Below are 10,947 nucleotides of genomic sequence, written 5' to 3'. Positions count from 1 at the left end.
CAAAAAATAGCTTTCTAATTCAACTGATAATATTCTTTCCAACAACCAATGTATTGACAACTATAAAAGAGCGATCGCATTATCCGCACAACACAAATACAACATAGTATCAGATTTAATCCCAGAGTTTGTAATACAATTGTCATATAAAGGCTATTTTTATCAATTCTGCTATCTGAATTATTATTCTCTCAGTAAAGTATATTAGCAGTAGGGTAAACAAAATTATTACTTTGATATAAGCAATTTTGCATAATGGATAGTAGCGATCGCACTCTACTGAATTTGAGATAAAAACCTTATATTTTCTACATTCCAGCCAGCAGTGTTACTATTATCGGTTAATCAAGTGTTGTATTGCTTATAACATTCAGGTTGAGAAATTTTCCTTATCCAACTCTAAACTAACAAAGTCAGACTATATATCGCTACTTTTGCTTTAAATATAATCACGTAGATTTTTCTAGAGCGATCATATCTAACATTTGCTCCCGACACTTTATTGCAGCATTATCACAGTCGTCATATACAATCATATCGGTTATACCAAAAGTAACAGAATTATTTTCAGTAATCGAGACAGACCTCCAGATAATTTTGATTTTGTCGCTTAAATTTTGAATTGATAGGACAAGGTATGCCCAATAGGGTCGTTCAAGAATAGAATTTTAAATTAATTTACTAAATGGAAATTACAAACAATCTTACAAAGAGAACCAAATCTATCAAGGTGTACCTGTTTGAGAATGAGAAAGCTACCATTGAAGAGAAAGCTGCTGCTACGGGAGTAACCGCCTCTGAGTACTTGCGCTCCTGTGGGTTGAAACGGGTACTGACAACTAAACCATCTGCTGATTTAGTAACTATTCGTAGCGCCGCAGGTATGGCTAAAAGCGAACTGATGATGCTATTACATCTGGTAAAAGAAACAGATCATCCCCAACTAGCCCAACCAGTCGAGAAGGCGATCGCCTTTGTAGATAAAACTATCGCCGCTGCATATAACCTGAACTTCGATAAAGACAATAGCTATTAACCCAAGAAGTTGATCAGCTTTCATCAAATTTGAAAACTTCTGTAATTGATAAATAATGTCATTCAATTCTCGAATGATTCAAATTTGAATCATTCGAGCAAGCACTAATATATCAAGAAATTAAGCATCTCGCGTCTGAGAAAACCATTCAAATGATTATTGATAATAAGCAAAACAATGAAAGTATCCATTATCACCGCTACCTATTGTACTATCCAAACTTGACGATCACTGTCTGGCAGGATACCTTTTTGGACTTTCATCCTCACTTGCCCTCAATATCGTTATTTACATCGTAGACTTAAAATAATAACTTATATACATATAAAAACAACGTAGTGATAAAAGTTCATATCAGCTACGCTGTTGTTGTTGTTATTTATAATTTAATAAGAGATAAGGGTGAAGAAACGTCAAAAATCCAAGTCTACTGGTCTGGTTTCAAAAACCCAGACCTACTTCGTAGAGGTCTGGGTAGTTCATAGTATGAGTATCTGATATTTTTCCAGCAATGCAATTCAAACAATTAGTGAATTTATAAGCAAATATTTCAAATTACAAGGATTAAATAACAATGAACGCTTACAAAATATACGTTACGATTGAAGATCCGAATAATGTGGTTTTATCTAATTTACCATTTCAGCGAGGACAGCGAGTAGAAGTTATTATCTTGGCAGAAGATAATAACAGGTCTGCAATCAGTCAAAAAATTAGAGATTTATTTGATAGAACACAGTCACTTACAGAAGTACAAGAGATTGCAGAAGAAGACATAGCAGCAGAAATTGAAGCTTACCGTCGAGGCGAATGAAGATTATTATTGATACGAATGTTTTAGTTTCTGCCGTACTCAAGGGTAGAGAGCCAAGGGTAGTTATTCAATTTGTCGTTGACAATCTAGATTGTGAATGGATTGTGTCTAAAGAAATTTTGAACGAATATAAGGAGGTTTTAAGTCGCAGCAAGTTCAGACTGTCTTCGGAAATTCGCTCAGAATGGTTTGAAATTCTGGATACAGTGACAACGCTAATTGATGTTAATGTAGAAATTGATTTTCCAAAAGATAGAAAGGATGCAAAGTTTTTGGCTTGTGCTGTAGCAGCATCAGCAGATTTTTTAATTACAGGCGATTCGGATTTTAATGAAGCTCAAAGTTTGGTCAAGACGACTATTATTTCAGTATCTTTATTTAAAAAGCTAGTTTGTGATGTGAAATGAAATCTGAAATAATAGTGTTAAGTAAGTCAGTGGAAATAAACCAAACTATGTTACGAAACGTAAATAGGCTTGAAACCCTTACTAATGACCGCCAGTCGCTTTATGCCGGGAAACCCGTCCACCGCGCTGGCTCCTAATGATAAAGGACAAATGACAGCCTTCACTAGTTATATTTAGTGGCACCGACCTACTTATATCACAAAAAAAACAGCTCTTCCGCACCTGTTATGCTAAATACGTCTGCAAATAAGCTTGAAACCCTTGTTGGACAAATAATAACAGGCTTTATCATTAACGTTTGAGTCTTGGCACTGAAATTGAGGACATAACCGCTTGTAAGCCTTGATTTTAAAGGGAAATTCTAGGGTTAATTAAAATTTCAGCATAACACCTACCGAAGAACCAAAAAAATAGGCGGATGGGTAGCCGCGACTATGGTTTTCATCTCCAGGATAGGCGCATGTTTTAATCAGACTCAGGCTGATTAAAACTCAGGGGTTTTGAACTTACTTCTTGATAAGATAATGGATTCTAGAGGGAGTAATCTGCGAGCAGACGTGTTGAGGACAGTGTTCTAAGATAAGAGCCACTAGGACTACTGCTTTGGGCGTTATACTTCTAGCAACCTCAGAATTAATAGATAATCAGGCATAGTAATCACAGAATATCAATGGATAAACACTTAGACACAAAGGAAGTTTTTGTTAAGGCTCACGTTCGCATTATCAAGCAACGAGTTTATCGCTTCGTCTGTAAACAGTGTAACCAAGTAGTGGAACGGGTATGCTATCCCTCACATCCCCTCTATTGCTCTAGGTGCAAACCGTCGAAGCCTCCTAAGCAGAAACCAGAACCCGTGTTGATTAAATCTAAGAAGAAACCAAAAACAAAACAGACGGTATCTTTTAATAATGGCCGAGGAGTTGTAGCACGTTAGCAGCCCAGCTGCCATGAGAAAAGCTATACACACAGGATTAACCAACCGATATCAAGCATAATTAATAAAGTGATACCTGTCATCTACAAAAAAGCCGGCTTCCTCGATACTTTAAAATACGTGTTAGGGAAAGAGAGTGCTGTAATTATAGATACTAACATGACGGGAAAAATTCCAGAAGAATTTAACAGGCAGTTTCTCACAACCAAATACACCAATAAGGCTGTCAAGCGACAATGTGCCCATTTAATTATTGCGATCGCACACCGTGAAGGTTATCACGAGCATTTATCCGATAGTCAGTATAACTATGTGGCAAGAGAATATCTAACAGACATGGAATACTTGCCAAAGGAACAAACAAACCTTCCGCCTTCCCAGTACGTCGTTGTTCGCCATCACGACCGCGATCACGAACACTTACATATAATAGCTTCCCGTATTAGGTTAGATGGCAGTTTGGTTGATGATTCCTACGACTATTTCAACTGTCAGGCATCAACCAGACGCATTGCAGCAGAACTGGGATTGGAGGTTACACCTACAACTTCAGAGGCGATCGCCTCTAGATTGAAACAAGAGTATGGAATTATTGCACCTATAAGTCCCAATCGCAGTAAAAGTATCAGACAAATCAATAGCAAGCACAAAAACCCCACAAGTAAGGAGATTATTCGCTCGAAGATAGAAGAAGCCATTCAAAATAGCCCTACCGTCTCTACCTTTATTCAACGCCTAGAGGAGAACAATATTAGGGTATTACCGAAGATGCGGGGTTTGGAATTACTGGGCTTTACCTACATCCACAATAATATTAAAATTGCTGGTTATCAGGTATACAAACCCTACAGTTGGAACAAACTCCAGTCCGAGTACGGATTAACATATGATTACAAAAGGGATATAGCCGTACTCGAACAAGCTAAGACAAAGGCAATTAACCGCAGAGATAATATCACTTTACCAGAAGTAACAAGCGACTTAGAGAACCAGTTATCAGCAGAGAATAAATCTTGGGCAGAGAGTATATTACCAACCATCGGTAAAATTTGGGATCTGGCAAACCAAACAGGAAAAATCAAGTTAATGGATGGAGTAATTAAACTCTTAAAAGGAAAAAATTACAAAATTACTATCAAGGGTGAAGAATTAACTATCTCATCACTTCAAGATGATAGAGAAATAGCATCATACAACCTAGAAAAAAATACAGTATTAGCTGCCAATCCTATAGATGAAGATAAACAATACTGGGGAAAACTAACTCATAAACAATCAACATTTACTCAAAATAAAGATATAGAATTTTTGTCTTAATTATCCCTTACCACAGCATCATGCTTTATATTTAGACCAAGCTAATCAAATTTTACTCCGCTATAAATCTGAAATTAACCACTCAGATATTTCACTAAAGTTCAGTATAAAAGCTAAATCTATAGGTGGTAGATTATCTAAATATTAAATTGAAAACATAATTATTTAATTAATAAAAATTTTAGAATGATACCATGTTAAATAAAGTAATTGTAATAATTATCCAATTCTAGTTGGATGTAAACTCAGTTTATAAAAAATAAAATCGAGTGGGAAAGCTTTCATACTTAGGCATGGTTATCGAGGCAAAGCATTTCGACACTCGTCTAAATCAGTGGATTCATACCGATAACAATCCAAGCAATCCAGACTCCCTGTTGAAAGAGGAGTTGACAAATAGCCTACTAGAATACTTTTTCCCAAATGTGGAGTTCTCGTTTGGACATATGGACGAGAAAGCTACCGCAGACCAATTAAAAAATCACCCAGAAGGACACAAACTATTACTATCATCAAAAAGCCGACTATTATACGCCCCAGAGGAATGTCTTGAAACTATAAGCAAGTTATGTCCTGATAGCAAAGACAGGGGTGCTTATGGATCAATATTCCTCGGTTCGTGTAAAAATGCGATCGCCGCAGAATTAAATGTCCTCGTCGTGGATGATACTACCGGGGAAAATGGTGGCATTATCGACAATAACCAAGCCTACCACCTCACTGGGGACTGCTACGGACAAATCTCCACAGAGTTATACCACCAGCTAACCGGACACCAAGAAGGCAACCAGTACCGGGTTATCCAGCACCGCTTTGGTTGGACGGATAAAGATGGTGAAGATGGCAAATTTAGGTTTGGAAAGGGTACTGTACGCCCGGCTAACCTCGACCAGATCCTCAATTATCAAGATCCTAATAACCAAGCTAAAGTTGACCTGATTCTTCCCTTATCAGCTTTCAAGGGAACCGATAAAGATAACCCCAACGGGCCAAGCAAACCTCAAATAAAACCTGGGCTGTATCGCCAAAAAATCTGGCTGGGGGAAAAATCTCAGTCTGAGTTAGGTAAGACTGCTATCTCTCAAATGATTGCATCCTTTCCCAATGGGTTAAAGGATTTTGCTGAAACGGTAGAACTCGAAGCAGCAAAACTCAAAGAAGCGTTGGCTGACCCGCGCAAGATAGCCCAACTCTATTGCGAGAAATACGAAAAACGTAAAGCCTTCCTGGAACAACAAGCCGCCCAATTGGAGGAAGAAGCAACCATCAACCCAGAAATAGCCGAAGAATTTGAAAAACTGCAAGAACGGTTAGCAACTGACACAAGCATTTACAAGCTCATCAAAAAAGACCTCGAAGGGTCGGGACAACTATTAGAAACTGAGAAAATCCAAAGAGAACTAGCTCGATTTGTCCAAGGCGAGTGGCAAGATATCTCCGTTGGAAAAACCCTCACTTTTGAGCGGGCGATGGTCATCCCGTCAAAAGACCTAAGAGATGGTGAAGTCTGCATTTCTCATTACCAAGATGGTGAGGAGGTACTCAATTTCCGCTCACCCTTCCTAAACTCTAATGGCCTGTGCGTCTCAACCAACAAAATAGTAGAAGATATCTTTGGCCCCGATGGCAAACCTCTTGCAGGTGTTATCGCCGTCTCGGATGAAACAAGCGATCGCATTTACAACCGCCTCAACAAACAACTTTTATCTATCCTCCCAAAAGCTCAAGGTAAAAATGTACAGTTGGAAGGTATTGAAAATTACTTAGATAAAAATATTGGTAAGCTCGAAACCAAAGACAAAATAGAGTTTATTAACAGGTTTAATGAGTATATTAAAGAACTTCAATCAGCTGGTTATGAGTTACAAATTCTTCCTCAAGAGTCCGAACAAGAGAGGCAGGCACGCGACTATGATGGTGATTGTATAGGATTTGAGCAAGCAACCAAGTACCCCAACCTTACAGCAGAGGCTCTTGAGCGTAACCTACCCGAAAACGCTTACGAGCCAACTGTCAAACTCAAGAAACAGTCATTTTATCAGGAAGATGGTAGCCAGCCGGAGTTTGAAGAAATCGCCATCCACATGAGTGATGGCATTAGCGTCGGTATTATCAACAATCATCTTACGTCAATTGAAGCGTTAGAGTCAGAAATTACAATTCTAAAAAACTTTGGTAGCGAGAAAGACCAAATAGAGTACGTACAGCAAGTAGCTAAACACTACGAAGAATTATTCAAGACAGAAGCCTGGGCAAAATCCAAGGGTATCAAAGGTAAGGAAGTTCCTGATAAGTATCGCGGTTATATGGAAGAGTTTATCCAAACTGTTCGGCAAGAACCCCTAACCCAGGCAACTGCACTCTTTGCAATGGGCATCAACACCCGAATGTATCGGGAAATGATTGCAGCAGCAGCGTTTCAAAACCAAATTGCGGTTGACCTCTTCAAAAGTGCTAAAAATCCGGAAATAGAGATTATCCGCAACAACAGTCGGATTCTCCACCGGGAAGTCAACTATATTAGAGATAAGAAAAAAGATGTTTACCTCGACAGTACTATTAAACCAACAGGTAACTCGCCAGTTGAAATCCTTATCAGTAAGGTTAACCAGTACTTTGAGAAAGCACAACTAGAATCACGTGAACTAGCTCAATTTTCAAACCTATTCAAAGGAGTAGAATTTACATACGAACAACGCCTGCAAGCTAACCTTGCCAAAAGAGAATTTGATAGGGAGTTCAACAACGCTACACGTTACAGCCAGCGCAAAAAGATAGAAAAAGGGCCATCAGCAAGTATCGATATAGGGCATGGTAAGAAACTTGATGTTACAAACCTCCTCAGATACGATCATCCTTTAATCTGGAACGCACAAAAAATTACCTTAAAAGTATCAGAAATACCAGCCGAAAAACGTTCTAAAGATAAGCCCCACAGATATCGAGTCTACGCTCAAATTAACGATGAAACTGAAAATAGTAAACCCAAGTTTAGAACGTTAGGAACTGTATTCAAAGAGCAAGAAGCCAAACTTCAAGAGTTGGGAATTATGCCCAACCAAGAAATTACATCAACCAAGATATCCTTCCAACCTGAACTGAGTGAAGGACAAATTAAGTTGATGTACCAAAAAGCTTACCGAATAGCCGAAGATTTCTATAATTCGATTCCTGATGACCAAAAGCTAACAATGGCTGCTGCTACCTGGGCAGTATCAACAACTCGTGAAGCTTCTAATTCCAAAGGTCAAAGTGAAGTTGAACAAGAAGTGGAAAGACAAAAGAAAGTATCAAATTTTGTATTTGCTACCTTCATTGATGAAATTATTAAACAGGTAGATACACTTCAATTTACTGAATTTACCCTTACAGGTTATAACCGTACAAGTGAAATAATCAAACCAGAAAACCAGGGTCAACTTCAAGAAATTAGATTTAATATTAGCGAACAAGTAGACAATAAAGGTAATACTGTCATTAAAGATGTCATCGAGATCAAAAACCCAGAAACAGGAGATTATGAAACCTTCGCTAACATCAACACCACCGATGGCAAGCTCCCCATCGGTACAACAGCAACTGGTATTATTGAAAAGGGTGAAGTATATACAGCCACTGTTACAGCAAAAATACCTGGACTACCCGAAGTAAGTTTCGAGGTAAAAGAATTACAAAAATTTCAATATAAAGACCAAAGGTTTAATGGTGAGCAAGTAAATTTAACTATAGTTCAAGGTAAACTTGAACGAGAAGATTATGTTATCACCTTTCAAAATGGTAGTAAAGAAGAGAAATTAGTTACTCTTTCTAAAGAATCAGTAAAGGTAGGAATAGAAGCAGGATGGCTGGCAGAAAAGCCCGGTCAGAAGGGACAGCAATTAAAGTTAAAAATTACCAGTATTACTACAGGTAAAAATGCATTTGCGATTGGAGAAACACCAGAAGGAAAGCTTGTAAGAATAGAAATAGATGATAAGTTTAAAGATAAAGAATTTATAAGTCAAGAACTATCTATAAATATTAAGGCTTATGATAAACTCTGCTATTACACTGTTAAAATCGGCGATAAATCATTAGGAATCATCGGTCAATATAGCGAGCGGGTATATAAAGGAAAAAGTAAATACAATAAAATACCTAGTGTTCCAGAACAGTTAATTAGAGCAGGTATAATTAATGAGAACAAAGTTCAAACAACCATACCTGTTGTTATCACAAGTAATGAAACTACCTGCAAATTAACTATTAACCCCGAATCAGTACGATATCCCAAAAACTGGATTAAACGTTATCAATTAGTTGAACAACAAAAAGAAGTATCACCAGTAGAACAAAAAAATAGCCAATTATTTGATAAAGTTATCGAACGTCCTACTCTTATGTTTCAGAGCCAAGAAGATAAATTATTAGGATTAGTTGGGTTAGCTGTTGATAGTAAAAAAGCTGAAGTCACAAAAGAATTTATAGAAAGAGTAAGAATAAAATACGAGCAAGTTCCCAAATTAGAAAGCCGATTGGAAACCAAAAAAGGCATGACAGTATTCATGCTAGATGAAAGTACAATTCCTCCCGAAATAAAAGAACAATTTATAGAAATAGTTGGCGGGATCAAGAGTAATGTTACTCCACCACTATCTGCTCCAATCATTCCAGAACAAACCATATATTTTAGCAACCCCAACCAGCAGTATACTCTAGAAAATAATTCACAAGTTATTAAAGAAGCGATTGGATTAGTAGTACCAGTTCCAGATGTTAATGCTGTCAACTATTGGTTAGAGTCTAAAGGAGCAAATAGTAATTACATTATTGAAGAAGATAGCAGTATAGCTATACTTATTCTTGAGAAAGATACAGTCAGTAGTGAATTGGAAGAAAATCTAAAAACTCTCTTAGGAGAAGCTATCAATATTGGTGAAGTAGATGGATTTGACCAATACGAACAATTAAGTAATGAGCTTAATCAAAAGGTAGAAGAACAAGGTAGCCTACTAGAAATAAGCTCCACACCACAACAAAGCGAGTACAAACAGGTACTTCAATCACTCCCGAATCGTCCCAAGTTATTAAGTCAGGAAGAGATACCCCTGCCAATTGCACCTGCAAAACCTGTTGGTATAGAAGAAAATAACACTCAAAATCTGCAATTAGTAGTAAATAAGCCATTCAATAACAATCTGGATAACCAAGCGACAACAAGCAATATAAGGAATGAAAGGAATGCGATCGCCAGCGCCAGCAATCCCAATTCCCCATTAACACAAAATACTCAAACCTGGACTGCCCAGTCTATTAGACAAGAATCTATTGAAGGCAAAGTTGCTGCACAACGAATTGTACTCCCTTCAACTCAAGAAGCAGACCATACTAAGCCCATCGAAATTATGGGTGTTATCGCGAGCGAAAAAGTCGAACAACTGCGATCGCATCTCGAAACCTACATCAAACCAGTACTTGAAACCGATAAATCAAACTATGCACCTGGTAGACAAGTAGCCTGGGTTGGTGCCAAATGGGACTTAAAAGACAAGGATTTCAAGAGCGGAGTACAAGACGACAAGTTAATGCAACTTGTCAAGCAGGTTTACCCCGATGCAGATATTGTACTGGTAACTTACTCAGAGCAACCTGGCGCTGGCATTAATTACCACCGCGATGACTCATACGCCGCAACGGAAGCCCGCAGCATCAATATTGGTAACTCCGAGTGGGGATATCGCGCTGCCAAGGAGCAAATGGCATGGACTAGAGAAGAAAATAAAAACGCGACCTACCAAGAGTTTAAACTTGAATCTGGTACAGTAACACGGTTTAACTGCAAAAACGAACACGCCGCTATCAATACTGAAGCCAGGAGATGGTCTATCAACATCTGGTCAATTAAAAATGACCTCGGTAGGGAGAATAGTGTTCGCCAAAAGTTTGAAAATTTCCTCGCCTCAAACCAACCCCCTCGTGCAGTAATTAACAGTAACGATGACCTGACTATCAAGAGTAACGAATGGACACCTGGCGGCGAAATAAAAGTAGAGCGTAGCTATACTGACCTCAAAAATGCCACTCGAAACCCACCCCTTCCCAATACCCCAAAGCAACCAATCGTCGAAGAACTTATTGCCATTGGCAATCAAACCGCAGCACGCGCTCAAAATCCCCAGATTCCAGAAAATCCTACTATATCTGGTAAACCAGTACCAATGGTTTACTCGCTACACACGCACGGCGAACCTGACAAAGTACCAGTCAACACGACTATCGATGCCATGCGCGGGTACGGTAGAGTACACACCACCAGAGGTGTGGACTACCAAAAAACTTATGGTATCAAAGAGGGAGATATTGCGATCGCCCTTGGTAAGAATGGTGAACAGGTAGCATTCCGTGTGGGCAAACAATACGAAATTACCCCCCAAATGATTCAAAATCCAGCGTATAC

Annotated in this window: 5 protein-coding genes and 1 pseudogene; all 6 read left to right on the top strand. The window is 38.4% G+C overall.

Annotation, left to right across the window (positions count from 1 at the left end):
• Nucleotides 1-22: 22 nt before the first annotated feature.
• Nucleotides 23-208 (top strand): annotated as a pseudogene (locus U2718_RS31545) (hypothetical protein); the annotation flags it as partial.
• Nucleotides 209-685: 477 nt separating this feature from the next.
• On the top strand, nucleotides 686-1,036 hold the full coding sequence (locus U2718_RS31540) for a plasmid mobilization protein (protein WP_342002857.1): 351 nt from the start codon (nucleotides 686-688) through the stop codon (nucleotides 1,034-1,036).
• 574 nt (nucleotides 1,037-1,610) lie between these two features.
• A complete protein-coding gene (locus tag U2718_RS31535; RefSeq protein WP_342002858.1) occupies nucleotides 1,611-1,850 on the top strand; it encodes a hypothetical protein in 240 nt (79 codons plus the stop codon).
• The gene (locus U2718_RS31530; RefSeq protein WP_342002859.1) at nucleotides 1,847-2,257 is read left to right on the top strand and encodes a putative toxin-antitoxin system toxin component, PIN family; all 411 of its coding nucleotides are present in this window, start codon (nucleotides 1,847-1,849) and stop codon (nucleotides 2,255-2,257) included. The genes U2718_RS31535 and U2718_RS31530 overlap by 4 nt, the downstream gene beginning before the upstream one ends.
• Before the next feature lie 1,006 nt (nucleotides 2,258-3,263).
• Nucleotides 3,264-4,511, top strand: a complete 1,248-nt coding sequence (locus U2718_RS31525) for a relaxase/mobilization nuclease domain-containing protein (RefSeq protein WP_342002860.1) — start codon at nucleotides 3,264-3,266, stop codon at nucleotides 4,509-4,511.
• 293 nt (nucleotides 4,512-4,804) lie between these two features.
• A partial coding sequence (locus U2718_RS31520) for a hypothetical protein (RefSeq protein WP_411813398.1) occupies nucleotides 4,805-10,947 on the top strand: 6,143 nt, incomplete at its 3' end.

The sequence above is a fragment of the Chlorogloeopsis sp. ULAP02 genome, assembly GCF_038404745.2.
GTDB lineage: Bacteria > Cyanobacteriota > Cyanobacteriia > Cyanobacteriales > Nostocaceae > Chlorogloeopsis.
This window is presented reverse-complemented; position numbering and strand designations above follow the sequence as displayed.

Excerpts from the sequence above, each read along its gene's own strand:
- U2718_RS31540 (WP_342002857.1), top strand. The coding sequence starts at position 686 with ATGGAAATTACAAACAATCTTACAAAGAGAACCAAATCTATCAAGGTG.
- U2718_RS31535 (WP_342002858.1), top strand. The coding sequence starts at position 1,611 with ATGAACGCTTACAAAATATACGTTACGATTGAAGATCCGAATAATGTG.
- U2718_RS31530 (WP_342002859.1), top strand. The coding sequence starts at position 1,847 with ATGAAGATTATTATTGATACGAATGTTTTAGTTTCTGCCGTACTCAAG.